The sequence below is a fragment of the uncultured Maribacter sp. genome, assembly GCF_947500985.1.
GTDB lineage: Bacteria > Bacteroidota > Bacteroidia > Flavobacteriales > Flavobacteriaceae > Maribacter.
The window spans coordinates 446,048-466,628 of the sequence record NZ_CANMTX010000001.1; the positions used below are offsets into that span (position 1 = coordinate 446,048).

A 20,581-nucleotide genomic window follows, 5' to 3' on the forward strand; every position below is an offset into this window, starting at 1 on the left:
TAAAAAATATATCTTTAATACATAAACAAAGTTTATGGAATTAAAGATATTAAGAGTTAAACTATCTGATGGAAGTTATATTCCTATAATGTTTAATGACCATATTCCATACTATATAGTTTTTAAATATTCTATACTTGGTATAAAATATAAATCTTATAAAAGTCAATATAATTACTTATTGGATATAAAGAAGTTTATTGAATTTCTACACAAAAAAAATATTAACCTGGAAAAAGAAATTCTAAATAATAATCCCATAGAAATTTTACATTCAATAAATAACCTTTTAAGCTGGAAAATTACTTTAAAATCCAGAACAAAAAAAACAAAAAAAAATTCACAAAATCACTTATTTAATTTTGACCAATTTCTGATAAACATTCATAAATTTCTTGTTTGGTGTATAACTAATTATTGTGATAGTAGTTATATAGAAATACTTAATAATATAATTTCGGTAAACAAACTTAATATTAAGCGTAATAGCCAATATACCTCTTTAAAAGAAAATCAAATTGAACAGTTATACGAATTAATATCCCACTCAAATTCACTAAATCCATTCATATCAAATAATAGACTTAGAAATTATATAATAGTAAAAATTCTTATAGAAACTGGAATAAGGCTTAGTGAACTTCTCAATTTGAAAACAGATGATTTCATAAGAGATAATGGATTGGTTTATTTACAAATAATAGAACGATTAAATGACTCCCAAGAAACAAGAAAAAATAAGCCATTATTAAAAAACGATTTAGGACAACGAATTGTTGCTGTAAGCCCCGAGTTATATTTATTAATCGATAAATACATAATTAGATTTAGGAAGAAAAATAAGTCTAATTCATTTTTACTCACAAATTATTCAAATGGAAAACCTTTGTCAAAAAGTAGTATTTCAAATTTATTTAAAACTTTATCTCAGAGATTAGAATTTACTATAACCCCTCATCAATTTAGACATTATTTTGCTGAAAGAATGCTCAATTTTTTATTAGAGAAGAAGGGCATAGATATGGACAGGGCAAAAGATGAATTACGAATCATATGCGGTTGGTCATTAAACTCACGTATGCCTAATTTATATGCTAAAAACTATATCGCACTATTAGCAAATCAACATAACATGGATAGAATTAAAACGAAGTATGAAGATGTTTGATTTACAAGAAAACTTAGTACTTAAAACGAGAAGTAATGAAGTTTACACTATAAAAACTTCCGGAAATATATGGTGTATTAAATATGGAGGAGCTAATTACAAATTAAATTGGAGTAAAATTATTGTCGATAATGAACTTCTAATTCTTTTAAAAAATTACATGGTTTATAGGTTATTATCAAAATCTAGTTCAACTGTTATAAATAGCGATTTTAGGTTTTTAAAGAAAATGTCTAGTTCTAATCTTAATTATCCTTTCGAATATAACAAAGTAATTTTCTTTTTAAGTTCTAGTGGAGATTATAATACTACATATGGTTTTAAGTCATTTTATAAGTGGGCTTTAAACAAAGGTTGTAAAGACTTTAAAAACTCTTTTTATTTAAAAATTAAAGAACTTAAAATAAAAAGAAAAAATTCTTATGAAGCTATTTTTTTAAATCAAGATTATCTATCCGAATCTGAGGAGATGAAAATAATAGATAGCATAAATGATTTAGATTTAATAAATGGGCTTTCTAGTATTTACGAAATACAAAATAAGGTTATACTCCATCTAGCATATGAATTATCTCCTAGACCATCTCAATTTTATACATTAAATGTATCCGATTTTAAAATTTTCACAAATAAAAGCGGAAAGAAATATTATTCAATTAATCTTTCTATGTCTAAAAAAAGAAAATCATTAGAAATAGAAAAAAGAAAGAGAAGTATTAGTGATTCTTTATCAAGTAAAATTGAAAAGTTACTTTCATTAAGAGATAAAAGGAATTCTGAGGACACCCCTACTCCACTATTTTGTGATATAAAAGATAAAAGGTTATCAGTTAAAGATTTCAGTCAAATAATTATAAAAGAATTAAAGGATATTGGAGTACATAAATCTGCTACGGATTTAAGACATAATCTAGCACAAAATCTTGCAGACCAAGGTGCCTCTGCAGAAATAATTGCTGAGCTTTTAGGGCACAACTCTACAATACCTGCCAGAGCATATATTGCATCTACCCCTAAGATAGCGGAAATCAAGGCTACTGCCCTTGCTAAGAATAATAAGTATAAGGAAATTATGACTATGATGACTACTGGAGAAATTATTGATGAATCTACTTCAGATAAAGAAAGATCTGTAAAAGGAGTCGTAAATGGTCAATATATTGGAGGAATAGGATCTTGTGGGCTTCCTACAAATACTTCATGTCCTAAGAATCCAGTTTACTCATGTTATACTTGTGTAAAATTTCATCCATTCAAAAATGGTAATCATTATTCAATCAAAAAAAATCTTCAAAAACAAGCGCAGTATTTCATTGATATTGCAGAAAACGGGAATGATTTAGAACATAATCGCCCTGTTACTCAATTAGAAAATACGATTCAAGCGGTTGATAAAGTAATCAACTTAATAAATGGCTTAAATGAATAAAGAAAATCTATACAATTTCATAGAAGATGAAAAAAAGTACTTTAATATTTTAAGCAAAAATATTAAATGGGAAAACAATCGTTGGGATATGGGTTTATGGTTAAGTCATAGAGGTAAAGATCAAACTATTTCTTTTTTAACAAATAGCAGAAGAACTAAAAACATACCTTCCCATATAATTTTACCTAAAAAAGGTGATCTCCCTACCCCTTTTATAGATTTTGCAAAAGCATTATGTGTTTACGTAATTAGAACTAAGAATATAGGTTATATGGCTGCAAGAAACTATGTAAATGAATGTAGAAGGTTATATATTATTATGTCCTTGAGAGGAGAATCTTGTGTTACCGATTTAACTAGATGGCATTTTGAGGAAACTATATCTTATTTAAAAAAAATAAAATATAAAAATATATTTGATGCTGCAACTAATCTGCAAGTTGTAGCAGAAATTATCGATAGCAAAAATCTTTCAAAGTCAGTTATTAGTTTTAAACATTCATTTAAGTCAACTAATACTTATAATTACTATCAATCATTGAAAAAAATTGAAGTAAATGATCCTATAGGAAATGATAAGTTACCGAGTTATGAGGCTTTGGTTGCTTATGCGAAATGCACTAATAATCCAACCAATAATGATGAAGAGATTTTATTAAGGGCGATTGATTTATTAATAGTTACAGGAATGAGAGCAAATGAAGTGGCATACATTCCTCTTGACTGCTGGGTTGAAAAAATTAAAAAAGACACAAGAGGTAAACCCATAAAAGATATGCATAATAATGTCATAAAATATTATGGAATTAGATACTATGCAGAGAAAAAATTTCAAGATAGAGTACATTGGCTAGCCCCCCAAGATGTTCCGTTTGCAAAAAGAGCAATATTTCGTTTAAAAGAACTTACTAACGATGTTAGAAAAGTTGCCATATTCCAAGAACAAAAGAAACGCTTGTGGGCGTATAAAAAAAATCAAAAAATTTCATCACATGAATTTATTGAATACTTAGGCTTTAATAGAATAACCTATTTACATGGATATCTAAGAAGAAATAAGATAGTATATCTTGGTTTAGATAAATCTTATTATGAGTATAGAAGCCCAAATTCTAACGAGGTACATTATTCTAGAATATATAAAGCTGGAGATATTGAAAATCTATTAGTAAAAAAACAAATTAATCATGACCAGTTAATTAAGGAAGAGCAAGGTGAAAATCGAGTAATACTAAAAACGAGTGATTTATTAATAATTAAGTTTCAAGGTGCTTTTAGATTTGAGAGGAAAATGAATACTTTCAAAATTTATCCGGAAAAAATTTCAGTTGTCGAAATAAATAGAGCATTAGGTGTCAAAGATGATTATAAGTCAATATTTGAACGAAGAAATTTAACGGAGGCAGACGGTAGTAAAATTAGATTAACAAGTCATCAACCTAGACATTGGAGAAATACAATATACGAGTTGGCTGGTATGAGTAACGTTCAGCAAGCATTAGCCATGGGACGTCAAAATTTAAATCAGAACAAAGCTTACCAGCATACGAGTATAAAACAGAAATTAAAATTACATCAAGAATTTTTGAGTTTTAATTCTGTAACGGACAAGGTTACTTTTCTTAGGAATGGAATAAGAAATAAAACAATTTTAGGAGAAATAACCGATACCTATCATTATATAAAAAAAGAAGAAGATTTAAATACTGCAGAAGACTTTATCAAGACTCACAGTTTAGCACTTCATTTAACGCCTTTTGGAGGATGTACACACGATTTTAGTCAATCACCTTGCCAAAAACATTTGCAATGTTGGAATGGCTGCTCTCATCTTCATAGAACAAATACACCAGGTGAAACGGAAAGAATCAAAGAACAATTAGATAATAATAAAATTATTCTACAAAAGATGATTAATGAGAACAAAGGGTCTGATATTAAAAACGTTTGGCAGAAAGATTTAGAAAAGAAAATTAAGAACATGGAGATAGCTTTGAAAGTATCTCCCTCCTCTACTCCATTAAAACTTTTTCCGAATGGTGAAGAGGTAACAAAACCTTTAAATAAAAGAAAAAATAAATCAGTTTAAAATGAAACGTTTAAGAGGAAAAAATCTTGATACCCAATTAAAAATAGAATTAGAAAGTATGATTAAAATAGGTTATAAATTAGCACCTATATCAAGATCTACTTTACAAAGGCGTCTAAATCAAAATAGCAGGAGTACATTGGCTATTAAACATCGGGCTGAAATGATTGAATCTGCTCGCTTAGTTCAACTTGAAGAGGCAGGTTTAAATATTCATGGCAAAAAGAAAAGAAATACTTTAAAAGAGCAAAATGAGAGATTAAAAGAGCAAATAACCGAATTGGAGAAACAACGGGATGCCTTAATAGAAAAATTGGCAATGATTGTAAATGGAGCACAAGCCAAAGGTTATAATGTAGAAGAAATAATGATGCCTATAATTGATATTTAGATAATTAAGTAAACCTAGTAATCATTTTAAAAAATGAAATTTATCTATCATTAATAATTTTTATGAAATAATGCCCTGCTCAATTCGACCAAGTTCATCTTTTACTAATTGAATACCTTCAAATGTCTTCAAAAAAGATTTTGGCACTACATTGCCTAAGGCAATGGATTTAGAGTTTAACCATTTTTCAAAATTGGTATTATCTCCAAATACTTCATTTCCAAATTTATTCAGCTTTTGTATTTCAAAGTTTATATTATTCATATTCACTTAAAGTTAATGAATTGATCTTTAACAATTACTACACTAAAATAAATTGTATTAAACTAATTAAGTTTTAATAATTTCTTGCTTATAAAGTTCTTGAACAATTAAATTAAATGTGTCATTCTCAGTTAAAGAATTTCCTTCTATTGAACATGAGTGATAAGTCATTCTAGTAGCTTGATGTATCTCGTATTTTCTTTTTTCTGGTAAAGATTCAAACCAAATTTTTACTTTTTTTAAGTCTAATTTTGGTTGATTGTCCATAGTCCTTTTTTTAATTCAAATTTTCAGAAATTACTTTATGAACTGCTCGTTAAAATTTAGAAAAAATATTGAATAGGTTTAAACACGAATCAATATGTCCTTCCCTCCTACTAATTTAAAAAAAAATACATTACCGGTATCTGTATTGAATATTTTATAAAGTTTTAGATATCGTTTATCTTCTATAGATATTTCCTCATTTCTTCAAGTCCTTTCTAGATTTGGTCCACAGCTACCATCAAGCAGCAAACCCTCTACCCTGCTCTGCCAATTCATAGAAATGTTGAAAAACAATATCTGTTTTTTCAGCAAAAATATTCCTATCATACGATTGAGGCAGATCTTTATTCAAAATCTTTTTTATTTCTTGTCTTACCATTTCTTGAGTAGCTTTCTCCTTATGCCATTCTTGGATTAAAATTTTGTTTTCAGCATCAAATAAAATTACTAGTAACTCAGCAGCGGCAAGTTTTACATTCTTTTCTTCCTCTTTTGTCAACTTTTCTTTCTTTAATAAATCAAAAAGTTCTTGTTGTTCTTCGGTCATCCCGTTTTTGGCTGCGCGCTCTTGTTCTTCAGACATATTCTCTGCCTGCGTCATCAAATCTTCGTATGCCTCTTCAATGGATAAACTACCGGAATTGTAATCTTCTATAATTTTTTCAAAACGTTCTAAAAATGAACCTCTAGTTTTGTTCTGAGCTAGCATCTGCTTTAGCTTAACTTCCATTAGTTCTCGTAAATCAGCAAACTGAATATTCTTATGCTTTTTCTCTGGAAACTCTGCTCTTAACTTACCAAAATCTAACTTACTTAAATCTATTTGAGTAGAATTGTCAATTATATAATCATGAGTTTGATCTTGTAAATCTCCTTTACCAACTACACTAGAATCTAATAAATTATCTAAATTTTTCTTAGCTCTTTCTATTGCTTCATCTTGATCAACATGCCTATCAACTACTTTACGTAAATACTCAAAGACATCCCTTGCTTTTTTAACTTTTGGGTACCCATAAATTTCTGGCTTTGCTGAATCGTACAAGCTAACTATAGTGTTTACAAATAAACCTAACTGCTTCTTATATTCATCCTTTTCAAGAATTATGTTTGCGTATTCTTGAAACAGTTCCACTTCTTTAAAACCTCTTTCTCCTAAATTTAAAATGGCATCAATATCTGCACCTAACCCTTTGCAGTATATTTTTGTTTCTATAATTGCTTGGTCTAAAAGTTCTAATAAATCATCAAATTCTTTAACCGGAAACTCATCGTCATCATCAGTTTTATTTTTGCCTTTTGTTCCTTCTGCATAATCTGCTAAGGCTTTTTTAAGATTTCTAAAAACACCAAAATAATCGACTACCAAACCATTCTTTTTACCTTCAAAAACACGATTAGCTCTTGCAATAGTTTGCATTAAGGTATGGTTTTGTAATGGCTTATCTAGGTACAACGTAGATACTGCTGGCGCATCAAAACCTGTTAACCACATTGCGGTTACAAAGACCATACGGTATTGACTGTTTGGGTCTTTAAAATAATCTTCAATATTACGACCATCTTCATCAGGATGATCCATTAACTTTCTGTGCGGTGTTATATTAAGTCCTTCTTTCTCAAAAATCTCTTTTTCCTCTTTGTCTGAACCTTCCTGACTAACCACTGCAGACATTTTGGTTTCTTCCATAAAAGCAATCGCTTGTTTGTATCGTTCTTTTATTTCAGAATCTCGTTCTTTAGCAATTTTCTTTCTTAAATCTTTTATCTCTTCTTTTTGTGCTAATTGTACAAATTCACACATTCTAACAGCTGTAAATTTATCTATACAAACCACCATTGCTTTCATGGGTTTACGTTCTTTCTCATCATTAAGCACATCTAGACGGTACGGATAATGTTGCACTATGTGTTTTGCGATTTCTTGTAGACGATCTTCTCTACGAACAACTTGCAATAAGGTAGAATACTCTCTATCCAGTTTCTTCTTTTGCTCCTCCGTTAAGTTCTCGTTTTCTAAAATTTCTGCGGCAGCACCAACCAAATCTTCATTAATCTGTTCTACTCTTGGAACAGATTTTTTATAGTATAATGGTACTGTAGCGCCATCTTCTATACTTTGTGCAAAGTTGTATTCTGAGACATAAGGACCAAACCAATCTTTAGTCAATTCACTTCTTAATAATGGTGTACCTGTAAAGGCAATGTATTGCGCGTTTGGCAAAGCAATACGCATATTTTCACCATATCCTTTATATTGTGTTCTGTGTGCTTCATCTACGATTACAATCCAGTTATCGCGATCTGTTAGTTTTGGATAGGTTTTCCCTTTTTCAATACCGAACTTATGGATTAAACTGAATACAAACGATCTATTAGATTCTAAGTATTCTCTTAACTTGTTTCTACTACTCGGTCTATAATAGTTTTCTTTCTGTTCTTTGGTTTCTAAAACAACTTCTGTTTCTTGAAAATTTCGATAAATTTGACTGTCTAAATCTGTTCTATCCGTAACAATTAGAAACGACCAATTCCCAGGAACTTTACGTTCTATCTTTTGAGAAAAGAAAATCATGGAATACGATTTTCCTGATCCCTGTGTATGCCAAAACACTCCTAATTTTCCTTTATTATCTTCTTTATGAAGCAATGACTCTATGGCATTATTAACCCCTAAATACTGGTGATTTTTTGCTATAATCTTCACCTTATTTTTATGATACAAAACAAAATTTTCGAAATAATCTAGAAGATTACTTTTAGTGCATAACCCTTCGCCAAAAAGTTTTAAACTTAAACGTTTGTTAGATGATTTACTTTCGGCCTCTACTTCTAAACGTGATAATTGACTGTTTGAAATAGCTGTATCTTCAAGCTTTACCCAAGAGAAGAAATGCTCCCATGGTGCATTAAACGAACCTACACGAGTTTGAATTCCGTTTGAAATACATACAAACATATTGTACCAAAATAATTGAGGAATATCGCGCTTATAATCTTTTAGATTTTTATCAAAACCAACTTTTATTTTTTCGGTTGCGTTTTTAAGCTCAATCATTACTAAAGGCAAACCATTAACGTATAATAGTAAATCTGGTCTTCTCGTAATATTACTTGTTTGAAGATATTCTATGCTTAATTGAGAAACGACTAGGAAATCGTTATTTCCTTCATCTTCAAAATCTATAACCTTTACATAACCATTTTCTTCTCTACCTTCTTCATTTTGAAATAAAACAGGAACTCCATTTTTAATTAAACTATAGACTTCTTTGTTAGCAATTACAGGCGTTAAACTTGCGCGACTTTTTGTTAATTCATCAATCGCAAATTCAATACACTGCTTTGGTAAGTCTGGATTTAACCTTTTCAAAGCTGTTCTTAAATCTTCTTTTAGAACTACATCCTTTAGGCTATCTCTACCAATAAGCTGTTTTTCCCAAGCGTCTTTATGTTTGTAACCTAATATCAACTCAAAGAATTGAATATCTGCTTCTTCTATATGTGATTCATTTAAAAATGCCATATTAATTAAATTTTACTTTATAACCATCAGCCAGTACCAAGAAGCTATTGTTTTCAAAGAATGTATCACTGTCATTATACTTAAATATGCTTTTCAAATATTTAGGTTTTACATTATCAGACAGTAAATTTGATATTAAAAGTACATCGTAATTCTCACTGTTAGCATGCCCAATTTTTATTTCATTATTACTAATATGAAATGACTTATTCGATGTTGTTGAGGCTTTGACTTCTATAAACCTTGTTTCATTACCTTTAATGCATTCAAAATCATACCCCAAACCATCTGTCCCACCAGAAAACCCTGCTCTTATTGCATATTCAGATTTCCAAATTACTTCATCATACTCTTTCTTCAATAATTCAAAAGCATACTTTTCGCCAATGAAACCTATATCGGACTTAGAAATTCCTGAGGAAGGTTTATTATAAGTAGATTGCCCAGCATTATTACCGCCTCCATTATGTTGTCGTGCTTCTGCTCTTTCAGGCGTATAGAATTCAATACTTAAATCAGTCGCTTTAATACTTGCCTCAATTTGCTTCATCAACTCTTCATCATCCTTAATATCAATGTCTTTACCTTCAGATGAAAGAGAAACTGTTCTCCTTTTTTCATCTTCATTAAGATACCGTGTTTTATAGGCTTCTAATAGTTCCGAGTATTTAGAAAAGTAGATATTGTTTTTAAAATCACTTTCATATTTTAAAGACATAAATAAATCTCTATCGAAAATGTTTTCTTCTTGTAGTAGTTTCTTTAAAGATTTTAAATTATCTCCATAGATTTTTTCTACATCAATAAGCTTAGCTTCCAAATCTTCAATAGCCGGGAAATCGTCATGTTTGGCAAGCTCATATTCGTATATTTTCTTTAAGTCTAAATAGAGGCTGTTTGGAATTTCAACAGTTGCTAAATCATAATTATCAAAAGCTTCAATGGTTTCAATAAAATTTTCGGAATACCCTTTTAAATACAAGTGGGATTTATATTTTTCAGAAATATTATGATGTAAGCTTCTTAATTGATTTAAATAATAACCATTAAAATCTAAATCAACTTTAGAATATTTATTATAGTCCTTGGTGTCAATAGTTAAACTATTAAATATTGTTTTTACAAGCTTATAATTAGCATTCGTTGATAGTTCATAATAATTTAAACCTCTGTAAATATCAAAAAAATCATCCCAAGAAATCTTGTTCTTGAAGTATTTGTAAATTTCTTTTTCATCTGTTAAATCTGCATTAGTAAATTCGGTTTTAATACATTTTAGGATAGTTCTCCAAAATAATTGCTTTGAAGTTAATGCGCCTTCAAAGTTTTTCATAACCTCTATTTCAATCTCTGAAAAATCAGGAAACTCTCTTGTCATGATTTCTTTCCAAATCGATTGATCTTCTCTTATAATCAACATAAAATCTTTACGGTTTTCTGTTACTGTTAGAGCACCACAAATAATATCTGATAATGTTTCAGTAAAACGATATTCCTGTTTTAAATCTTTATAAGAAGTAATATTATCATTTACCTGAACGTAATATGTTTGTGTTTCTTTTTCATAAACATATTCGTTGTCTTTTAATTTTAACTGCTGGGTTATTGCATTAATATCAAACTTCACGTCTGCATTAAAACAAATTTTTATTTTCAATTCTTTAAGACTACCTAACTCTCTTTTTTTCTGAGTTTCTGTTAGGTTTTTTTGCTGTCTATAAACAAACAACAACGGTTTTAATTGATTAAACTCCTGCTGAAATTCATCGTTTAATTTTTCATTTAACGACGGGTTCTTAACCTTAAATTCTATGTGATCCATTGGCTGCACACCAAACAACTCTTTAATCCTGGTATTACCAACTCTTTGTCTAATTTTAGAAACCTTTAACTTTGCTAATAAATCTTGACTGTGATTTGGATTTAAAACATAAGTTGCTTCGCTTATGGGCACATATTCATTTTTACCATTTACGATACTTAATACTACACCATTTTCTAAGTACTTGTTACGCTCATCAAAATCCCAATTAAAATCTTTGGGTAAATTCATAGTAGCATCTATTATAGCATTGTAAAGTATCGAAGCAGAGCTTTTGTTTTTATTAAAGTGGTTGTGATGTTCATTTAAAAGACGATACATAACTTGAACAGATAGTTCTTTAAAACTTTCTTTAACTCCTAATCTATTTAATAGCAGTTCTATCTGATCCTCTTTAATATTGTAATAGTTAAAGACATCTGCATCGTAATTAATTTGAGGTGTATGCACTAGCGGTGATAAATTTCCACTATTAGCTACGCACTCTGTTGGCTTTGCTCTTTTTCCTCCATCAACAGGAATAAACTTGGTGTTTTTTAAAAAAAATAAAAGATATGATCTAACATCATTATCTTCCAAATACCTATGATTACGAACACTATCAAACAAAAACCATAATTCAGCCTTGTCATGGTCATTATCAATTACTATGCTGTTATTAATCTCTCTGTCTTTGACAAACCAAGCTAATAAGAATTCTATGGCAGTGTTCTCGATAATTTCATCAAAATAGTCATACCATAAAACATTAATCTCGTGAGCATAAGTTCTACCTATTTCCTCTCTTGTTTCAAATGTCTTAGGATCATCTGGAAGTGAATAAGGATAGCTTAAATTATCAAAAATGTAATTAACATACTCTTGCTTATTTGGTATGCTATTGTTTTCAAATATTTTACGTCTTGGCATATCTGCTACGCCAATCCATTTTAAATATTTTTCTAATTTAGATATTTGATGTTCTTCTATTAAATCACTTAGTCCGTTTTTTTCTAAAGAACCAATAAAGACATCTTCCTCAATAGATTTTAATAGGTGCTTACATAAATAGCCTGCATCATAATTTTCACCAAAATAAAGCTTATTCGCAGCTTTTAAATTTCCATTTAAGCTATATAGTAAAGGTGATGGTAAGTTTGGAAAAAAGAATCTTTTATCTTCCTCGTCCAAACCATTATAAATATGAAATAATACTGTATGCATTCCGCTAACAATAGCTGGACTTTTCTCGTTAGCGTTATCTAATAGTTTATGTGAAGCAGAAATTACTTTTCTAGCAACAACAGTCATAGAATATTCGTCTACCTGAAAAACTCTTAAACGTGTCGATAAATTACGAATATCACCATCTATTTGTTCTTTTAGTTTTTCTGTAAAATCTCTACCAATAAATTGCAACTCTAATTCGGTTGGCAGCTTATAAGTAGATTCTTTTGGCGGTAGAATAATTTCTTCTTTACCTGTATTAATTATTTCGCCTTCTGCATTAATTAATAAGTTTGGTAGTGTAGGTTTTTCTGAATGATAAAAATTCTTTGTATTACGACTAAGTATATCTATCCATTCTACTTTTTCATCTATAGAGAAACCATTATCATTAATAATTTTATTTAGTTTTTCTGTAAACTGTTTTTCAGGATAAATTATATCTTCATATTCTTCAGAAAAATAATCAGTAATTGTATCGTCAGATGTTGATTTTAAAAGTGTACTGAAATCTGAGAAATGCGTTTTTGGTATTAAATGGTCTATTTCTACATCATAAAAATTAAAATCGTCTTCTAACGTTATATACTCATTGTTAATTGTTGGAAATATTGCAGTTTCATTGATATAATCCTTAATTAAATCATCAAAGTTCCAAGGATCATCATATAAAGAAGAATGTTGATGACCAGTAGGTATTAATAATTTAAGCGCATCATAATTACTAACGTCGCTTTCTGTTAGTTTTAATGCACAATCAACCAAAAGCTTTGCTAACTTTTCAATAAGCAAAACATTAAAATTATTTTTATCTCTAGAGAGTTGGTTACGATCCGACTTTAATTCAAAAGAACCGTGTGCTATTACTGGATAAGGAAAATCCACTTCTGTTCTAAAATAAGAAAACAGTTTATGAAAACTAACCTCTTCATTTGGATTATAAGCTATTTTTAATTCGTACTTTTTAGTTTCTTCTACACCTTCAAGTACTCCTTCATCTTCTAAAATATTCCAAAGCCACTCTTGGTTATTTTCCTCATCTAAAAAATCTGTTTTTGTAATCGTTATTTGGTTTTCAGATTTATTTTCTTCCTTGGTATATTGAAAATGAGATTCTGGTGTTTCTACTTCAATTTCTTCTAACTTATTAAGAAATATAAGCACTTCTGGAACAATATCTTTTTCTATTTGATTGATGATACTCTCATAAATAGTTTCATCATCTTTTAAAGACAATTCTATAACGGTATCATAGTTTTCAAATTTCTTTTTAGAAGGATCAGTTTCTATGTATGGACATCTTAAAACAGAAATTGGGATGTGTTTTTTAGTTTTACGTTTTAAAGTTTCTTTAATTTCAGGCTTCTCTTCTAAAACGCTTTGTAAAAAATTTGAAGCGTGTTGTTCAGAGAACTTTAAATGCAAATCGTAGCTGGCAATATAAATTTCTTTAGACCAGTTAAGTATAGATCTAAAACCTAATCCTTTTTTACCAACCTTGTTTTCTTCCATAGTTTTAGGACTTAAATCGCTATACATTAACGACTCCACACCTCCTAAAGAAAAGGCATTACCATTGTTGGCAATAATTAGGCTCTTTTCATCTACTTTAATAAATACTTTCTTTGCCTTTAACGTATCGCTCTCGTCATTGGCATTTTGTATCATTTCTAGTAGTTGCCTACCGTTATACTCGTCTATATTTTTATTCTCATTATTATAATCTTCAACAATACGCAAAGGCGCTTGTAAATATTCTTGACGCCTTAATTTTATTAAATCTTTTATAGCGGTATTATCTATATGTGTAACGAGAAGGTCTTGCATTTACTTACTATATTTTTCTTGAGGCTCTGCAGCCATATTCATCTCTTCTACCTCCAACTCCTCCACAGATAACTTTCCACTTATTAAACGTGGTAATAATAAATCTCTGGTTTCTTGAAGGATTTGATTTTTATTATTTAAAAGATCTATCTCTGTAATCATTGGTTCAACGATTTTCTCAAAATCCTTACAAATTTCAATAGCAGGAATAATAGCTTTTTGAAACTCTATTAAACTGGGCGTTAAGTGTAAAACATTAGCTCCGTTTGCAAATTCTTTTAATTGATAACCGATTCCAGAAAATCTAAAAAAGCAATACGTAAATAATTTAGGTAGTTTTATTGGCTCAATTCTTATTAAATCCATTGAAATAATAAATTTATCAATTCCCATATCTGGTACTCTTGCAACTCTACCTACAATTTCTCTTTCTTGAGTCATATCAGTTACAGCCATTATAATATCTCCAGAATAAGCTTCATTATTAGGATTATATTTTCCCTCAAAATATTTTAAGCCATCCCTTCTAAACCCTCCTTGTCTATTTACATTTTTTAAATTCAACATAGCCAAACCTTCATCATCTCTTAATTCTGCTGATGAGTATGATTTTCCTCTGTAATATTCAATGTGATTTTTAAGTTGTGTATTCTCCCAACCTTCAGGAATAGCACCTTTTGTTCCGTGAGCAACTTTATTTCCTTCTTTATCTAAAAACACAGCTTCTTTATAGCCAGGAAAACGAAAACGTACAAACCACTCTTTGTAGATTTCCTCTGCCATTTCTTCTAATAGCGTAATGCGTTGGTTGTTGTTTTCTATTAAATCATCGTATGCAGAAAGGATTGTGGCTATTTTTTTTTGATTTTCGTAATTAGGCATTGGAATTTTTATATTCTCAATTGAACCGGTATTTATTACACCTTGAGCTGCCCCAGTAGATAAACTTTGTAAGATTCCTTGTCCTATTGGACTTCTAAAAAAGTAACCTAAATATCCGCTTTTATTTTTAGGTCTGGCAAAAACAATATTTGCACAGTTAATTTCACCAATTCCCTTTGGGACAGTACAACAATCACCTCTATTAGCTCCAACTCTAACTATTAATATATCTTCAGATTTTAATTGTGATTTTTTTAATTTATTATGAAACTCCTTAGTAATATATGCCATGACGTGTTGCCTGAACTCTCCAGGTTTTACGTTCATAGATCTTATTAATGGAATGCCATTCTTTTTATCTGTAAAAAAAATTGATGTAGGTCCAACATGTCCTACGGAAACTCTTTCGCATAGCTCGCCCAAACTAAACTCTTTCCAATTATTGTTCATGAGCTATACTCTTTAAATAGTTTGAAATTTGATTTTCGGCATTTTTCGATTTTATTACAAGTGTTTCAAATAATTTAGCTTTTTCGCCCATTAATTTCTTAAACTCTAATTCGGTAATGTTGTCATCTTCAATTTCAACACCAACATAACGTCCTGCATTTAAAGAATAATCTTGTTCTTCTACATATTCCGTTTTGTCTGCCATTTTACATAAACCAACTACGTCTTCGTATTTTGCTTCTGGAAAACGTGATTGTAACCAATTGATATTTGTTACCCAATAGGCAGTTAACTCTGTAGCTTCTATATATAGTTGTAATGTTTCTTCTAAATTTTTATCAGCTTTCACTAAATCGTAATTACTCCAAACTTTATCTGAAGATAATTTTAGGTTTTTGTCTGCTATTTTATAAAGTTCTAAAAGGGTATTTACATCTTGTTTTAAAGCATCGCTTTCTAGCTTGTTTTGTGCAACATTCCATTGTAAATGTTCTGCTACTTGCAATTGCGCTTCGTTATCTAATGGCGTGTTTTCTATTGGGTGTGCTAGATTGCTTAATACTTTTTCATTTTCTTTAGATTTTGTTTTTTTGAAACCCTGTACTAGATTAAAGAAATCAGTTTCTTTTAACGCTTTTACTTTTGCAGGTGTGCGTTTGCTGTCTTTTGTTTCTTCAATGTGCTTTTTCAAGCTTTTAACTACCTTTTCAATTTGTAAGACTAAAGTTTCCTTTGCAGGTGCAATTTTATTTTCAGCTTGGTCTGCTGCTTTTATATAGGTGTCAATTAACTCTAAATAGCGGTTAGTTTCACCACGATATAAACGTACAATAGCTGCCAAATTTTGTTGGTTTTCTTGAGTCCACTCTCTGTGCGCTCTGTCTATTTGGTTATAGACATTACGAGCATCTAAAAACAAGATTTTGTCTTTACGATCTGTATTCACTTTTTGCTTATCGAAAAACCATAAAGTAGCAGGAAGAGTTACTGTTAAAAACATATTGGTTGGCATACTTACCATACAATCTACAATACCAGAATCTACAATGTTTTTACGGATGTCGTATTCAGAATTACGAGCATCAGAAGCTGAGTTAGGCATAACAAAACCTGCACGTCCATTGTTGTTTAAAGAAGTGGCAAAGAGTGAAATCCATAAATAATTGGCATCACTTATTTTATCATCTTTCTTACCCTTGTTTTTTGGTAAACCATATTTGTAAAAACGCTCATCGTTTTTAACGGTACTTTCTTTTACAGACTTTACGTTAAATGGTGGATTTGCCATTACAAAATCGAACTTCCCTAAGCCATCATAAGGGTCGCTATCGTATGAATTAGCTTCGGTAATTTCGCCACGTAAATTGTGTACTAATAAGTTCATTTTAGCCAAACGTACCGTTTCGCCCATGTATTCTTGTCCGTACACATAAATATCATTGAGGTCGTGCCCTTCGTGCGCAATAAAATCGGCAGATTGCACAAACATACCACCAGAACCACAGGCAGGATCGTATATTTTACCTTTGTAAGGTTCTATAACTTCAACAATAAAACGTACTACAGAAGTTGGTGTAAAGAACTCACCCCCTTTTTGTCCTTCGCTCATAGCAAACTTGCCTAAGAAGTATTCGTAAATTTTTCCAAAGATATCTCCAGAAGCATCTTTTGGGATGTCTGAAAAACTCTTTAAAAGCTCTGGCAGTATGTCATCCTTCTTCTTTTCAATATCAAAATAAGCCTCTGTAGGCAACACATTTTGAAATTTAGCATCTTGATACTTTTCTATACCTTTCATGGCATCTCGCAAAGCTTCAGCACGTTTGTTTCCAGGCAACTTTAATAAATGATCGTACCTAGCATTTTCCGGCAAATAAAAACCACAGGTAGCCAGTGCCACTTCTTGTATGGTGCGTTCCATACGTGTGCCTTTTTCTTTTTGATAATCTTTTAAGATTTTAGCTTCGTGCTGGCTGTATTTATTTTCAGCAAACTTTAAGAAGATTAAACCTAATACGGGTACTGCATAATCAGATGCTTTTAATCCGCCATGTGCACGCATGGCATTGGCGGAGTCCCAAAGTTTGGCTTCTAATTGTTTAAGTTGTTCGTTTGTCATTCGTATTTTTAAATTAAAAATGAGTGAAGAAATCTTCACTAATATCTTTTGTCATTTTAGCTAATGGTCTTTTCAATAAATCTTTGCTATCGGTATAATTGCCAACAACAAACCTCTTTATCATATCATCAGATAAAACTTGTTTGTGTTTTTTCTTAAAGAATTTTATTAATTCTTCTCTTCGGTATTTATTATAGTAAAGTGATTTTAGATAAGTTTCAGCAACAACATCTTTAAACTGTGCATACTGATCTTCAATATTAAAATCTTCTTTATAATTATCTAATTTTTTTTGAAGCTTTTTATCGCCCAAATGTTGATTTCGAATTTCAAGCAATAACTTAATTTCATTCTCATTCTTATTGATATCCAAAAGAAACTTAACCAGACTAGCTGGTTCGGTACCATATTTTGCAATCTCGTCTAAACTTTCAATATATGGATGAATACTTTCTGAAAGTTTAAATGATTTATCTGACTTGCCCATATTACAACTAGCACAACATGGAATAAGATTGTAAAAAGATAGGCTCAAATACGGATAGAGTTCTTTAGAAAAAAAATGATCTAAATGAAAAAGCATTTTAGTACCGCTTTTCTGCTTTACAGTTAAGGAATATTGGGTATTACAATAGACACATGATTTAATATTTAATTGGGCAGATAACCAATGAGCCTTCTTACTCGCCCTGAAATTTTTATAACGAAAACAGTCTTTTAGTTCCTCCCCTATTAAATTGAGTTTACCCTTAGAATCTAGAATTCTTGCTTGGTAACCTTTAACCTTGAAATCATTTATTATAGATTCAAGTGCAACGGGTTTTGATATGATGATTTTTTTTAAGTCCTTTTGTAGATATTTAAAAATATCCTCATCTGCATGACCTACATGAGCTGCCAGCCAGCCATCAATTCTTTTACGAACAGAAACATACTTACCCTTTGAAGTAAGTAATAAGTCAGCAAATTCATCGACAGTTTTTTTATTGGTCTTTATCGTTATCATCTCGTTTTCTTATTTCATTTTTCAACTCTCGAACCTGTCTCTCCAAGGTACTTACCTTATCCTCATTTAGAATATTATTTCTTAATATTTCTAGTTGTTGTTTGATAAGAGGCTCACCAACGCTATCTATTATATAATTAACTTCTTTTAAAACTTCTGAACTAAGTTGGGCGTCGTTAGCATCTAAAATTTCAACAACCCATTTTATCTTTTTCTTAGCAAATTCTCCAATAGTACCATTTTCCATAAAAAAAGAATCAGCAAGTAAAGAGTAGATGTTTGCTCCAAAGGTTTTCTCCATTTCAAATTCTTCTTTTACAGCATTTCCTTTTTTGTCCTTATTTAGAAAAATAACATTTTCTTTAGGAATATCTGAAAGTACAAAAGGGCTATGTGTAGTAAGTAATAATTGAATCTCTCTGTTTTCGAAAAGGTCCGTTAAATATTTAACTACCTGATTAAAATATAACCGTTGCCATTCAGGATGATAGCCAACTTCTCCCTCATCAATAAAAATGACTATTCTTTCATCTACTTCTTCTGTATAATCTTTTTCAATTTTTAACACTTCATTTTTTGCATAATAGAAGCGTGAGTAGAAGTTTAGCAAATTTTGTTCACCAGCACTCAATTGATGAAAAAACTCGTAATGAAAATTTAGTTGGTTATTTAAAAACGATTTAACGGATGAGATTAGATTAATTAGAAGTTCTTTGACATTCTTTTGTTCAATGTCAATTTCAAAATTACTGTATAAATTATAAATTTGGAGTTCCCTTTTATCGTCAGAAAACAGATTTCCTTCAATTATTTCAGCTGTAACATCTTCCCAATTATTTAAATTGACAAGCTCTTTAGTTTGCGCTTTCAATTTTTCCAAATCTGACAATAAAGCCTTGTCCTCTAAATCATATTCATGGTCGTAAATGAAATTGAATAAAAAGTCATCTGGAAAAGTTTTATCACCAAAAAAGAGAAGGCCTTTAAAAAATTGAATTAAAAAATTCCATTTAAAAGCATTTTTTCTATCATCAGCTTTTATATCAAATTTTTCGTAACCTGTTCTGGTTTTAACATCTAATTTGAAACTCTCTAGGGAATAATATCCAAACCCTACATCCATTTGATATAGCTCCTGAAAATTCTTGCCTATTTGTAAGGTCTTTTTATCTTCCTTTCTAGAATTTCTACCATTAAGTAAGTTGTTCTCGGTAGGATGGTCTACAGAAATGCGCATAAGTTTAGGAACCTCAATTAATTTCTTTATTGGTTCATAATTTAAAATAAGGTCAGATTCCCTTAATTTTTCGTTTCTGAAATGAGCACTTAATGAATCTGTAGAATTTTTTTTTTGCCATGAATATATGTCATCATTTAGCACCGATTTAAGAGTATCATAAACATCATATCTAATTAAATAGCTAGATGAAATGTTTATCATGTTGTCTAATCCACGTCCACTATATCCAAGTCGATAGCTATTTAGAGGACAGTAATAGATAAATTTGTTCTTCTCCATTAAATGCCAATCCATTCCAGAACTTTTATCTAAAGGAGCATTTTTATATTTGATAATATCATAGCCCTCTTTGTTTAAGGTAGCTGTATTTTCTATATTGATATCCTCTTGAACAAATATCTTATCTTTAAGAACAATTATACCCTCTCCTTTCATGTAGGTAGATAAACCATTGCCAACATGAGCTAAATTGTATGTTAAAAACTCACTTAGATTGGTTTTTCCTGAACCATTTTTACCTACAATCGTTGTTAGCCCCTTTATATTTATGCCAAAAAATCCTTTTTTAGATTGGACTTTAGATTCTTTAATATTTAAAAAACCATCATTGTATTCAAAAAAATCATCGCTTGGATGTTGAAAATTGAAATCTATATTTTCTAGATTTTTATATTTTTTTATCCAAACATATTTGAGTTCCATAAATGAGCTATCTAATATTTAATAAAACATGATAAAAGTATCCAATACTGCAAGTTTGAAATTATAATCTATCTTAAAAATTCAGTTGTAAAAAGGAACCAAAAAGCGGTAAATATAATTTTAAAGTACAAGTTATACATTTAAATCATTATGCAATTACGGGTAACCGTAATGATGTTTAAAATGATACTCT

General features: G+C 30.0%; 12 protein-coding genes. 4 read left to right on the forward strand and 8 right to left on the reverse strand.

What is annotated here, in order from left to right:
- The first annotated feature begins 34 nt into the window (after positions 1-34).
- Genes Q0871_RS02015 through Q0871_RS02030 form a run of 4 tightly spaced genes read left to right on the forward strand, consistent with a single transcriptional unit; the run spans position 35 to position 5,077 of the window.
- The gene (locus Q0871_RS02015; RefSeq protein WP_299317291.1) at positions 35-1,168 is read left to right on the forward strand and encodes a site-specific integrase; all 1,134 of its coding nucleotides are present in this window, start codon (positions 35-37) and stop codon (positions 1,166-1,168) included.
- The gene (locus Q0871_RS02020) at positions 1,161-2,597 is read left to right on the forward strand and encodes a site-specific integrase (protein WP_299317292.1); all 1,437 of its coding nucleotides are present in this window, start codon (positions 1,161-1,163) and stop codon (positions 2,595-2,597) included. Before Q0871_RS02015 ends, Q0871_RS02020 begins: the two co-directional genes overlap by 8 nt.
- Entirely contained in the window at positions 2,590-4,686 is a 2,097-nt protein-coding gene (locus tag Q0871_RS02025; RefSeq protein WP_299317293.1) for a hypothetical protein, read from the forward strand. Before Q0871_RS02020 ends, Q0871_RS02025 begins: the two co-directional genes overlap by 8 nt.
- A 1-nt stretch (position 4,687) precedes the next feature.
- Positions 4,688-5,077 carry a hypothetical protein gene (locus Q0871_RS02030; protein WP_299317294.1) on the forward strand — a complete coding sequence of 130 codons (390 nt, stop codon included), beginning with the start codon at positions 4,688-4,690 and terminating at the stop codon, positions 5,075-5,077.
- 60 nt (positions 5,078-5,137) lie between these two features.
- On the opposite strand, the gene Q0871_RS02035 is transcribed toward Q0871_RS02030, so the two are convergent.
- From Q0871_RS02035 to Q0871_RS02070, 8 genes are all read right to left on the reverse strand, one after another.
- Positions 5,138-5,341, reverse strand: a complete 204-nt coding sequence (locus Q0871_RS02035) for an MbcA/ParS/Xre antitoxin family protein (RefSeq protein ID WP_299317295.1) — start codon at positions 5,339-5,341, stop codon at positions 5,138-5,140.
- A gap of 66 nt (positions 5,342-5,407) precedes the next feature.
- A complete protein-coding gene (locus Q0871_RS02040) occupies positions 5,408-5,608 on the reverse strand; it encodes a hypothetical protein (protein ID WP_299317296.1) in 201 nt (66 codons plus the stop codon).
- Between the two features lie 238 nt (positions 5,609-5,846).
- Positions 5,847-9,134, reverse strand: a complete 3,288-nt coding sequence (locus tag Q0871_RS02045; protein ID WP_299317297.1) for a type I restriction endonuclease subunit R — start codon at positions 9,132-9,134, stop codon at positions 5,847-5,849.
- Between the two features lies 1 nt (position 9,135).
- A complete protein-coding gene (locus tag Q0871_RS02050; protein WP_299317298.1) occupies positions 9,136-13,989 on the reverse strand; it encodes a DUF3883 domain-containing protein in 4,854 nt (1,617 codons plus the stop codon).
- Positions 13,990-15,321, reverse strand: a complete 1,332-nt coding sequence (locus Q0871_RS02055) for a restriction endonuclease subunit S (protein WP_299317299.1) — start codon at positions 15,319-15,321, stop codon at positions 13,990-13,992.
- Entirely contained in the window at positions 15,311-17,440 is a 2,130-nt protein-coding gene (locus Q0871_RS02060) for a type I restriction-modification system subunit M (RefSeq protein WP_299317300.1), read from the reverse strand. The genes Q0871_RS02055 and Q0871_RS02060 overlap by 11 nt, the downstream gene beginning before the upstream one ends.
- A 13-nt stretch (positions 17,441-17,453) precedes the next feature.
- On the reverse strand, positions 17,454-18,446 hold the full coding sequence (locus tag Q0871_RS02065) for a hypothetical protein (RefSeq protein WP_299317303.1): 993 nt from the start codon (positions 18,444-18,446) through the stop codon (positions 17,454-17,456).
- Positions 18,424-20,388 (reverse strand): AAA family ATPase, encoded by a 1,965-nt coding sequence (locus Q0871_RS02070; RefSeq protein WP_299317306.1) that lies wholly within the window; start codon positions 20,386-20,388, stop codon positions 18,424-18,426. The genes Q0871_RS02065 and Q0871_RS02070 overlap by 23 nt, the downstream gene beginning before the upstream one ends.
- Positions 20,389-20,581 lie beyond the last annotated feature (193 nt).

Coding starts and splice junctions, on each gene's coding strand:
- Q0871_RS02060 (WP_299317300.1), bottom strand. CDS start 17,440: ATGACAAACGAACAACTTAAACAATTAGAAGCCAAACTTTGGGACTCC.
- Q0871_RS02065 (WP_299317303.1), bottom strand. CDS start 18,446: ATGATAACGATAAAGACCAATAAAAAAACTGTCGATGAATTTGCTGAC.
- Q0871_RS02020 (WP_299317292.1), top strand. CDS start 1,161: ATGTTTGATTTACAAGAAAACTTAGTACTTAAAACGAGAAGTAATGAA.
- Q0871_RS02050 (WP_299317298.1), bottom strand. CDS start 13,989: ATGCAAGACCTTCTCGTTACACATATAGATAATACCGCTATAAAAGAT.
- Q0871_RS02035 (WP_299317295.1), bottom strand. CDS start 5,341: ATGAATAATATAAACTTTGAAATACAAAAGCTGAATAAATTTGGAAAT.
- Q0871_RS02025 (WP_299317293.1), top strand. CDS start 2,590: ATGAATAAAGAAAATCTATACAATTTCATAGAAGATGAAAAAAAGTAC.
- Q0871_RS02045 (WP_299317297.1), bottom strand. CDS start 9,134: ATGGCATTTTTAAATGAATCACATATAGAAGAAGCAGATATTCAATTC.
- Q0871_RS02040 (WP_299317296.1), bottom strand. CDS start 5,608: ATGGACAATCAACCAAAATTAGACTTAAAAAAAGTAAAAATTTGGTTT.
- Q0871_RS02070 (WP_299317306.1), bottom strand. CDS start 20,388: ATGGAACTCAAATATGTTTGGATAAAAAAATATAAAAATCTAGAAAAT.
- Q0871_RS02030 (WP_299317294.1), top strand. CDS start 4,688: ATGAAACGTTTAAGAGGAAAAAATCTTGATACCCAATTAAAAATAGAA.
- Q0871_RS02055 (WP_299317299.1), bottom strand. CDS start 15,321: ATGAACAATAATTGGAAAGAGTTTAGTTTGGGCGAGCTATGCGAAAGA.
- Q0871_RS02015 (WP_299317291.1), top strand. CDS start 35: ATGGAATTAAAGATATTAAGAGTTAAACTATCTGATGGAAGTTATATT.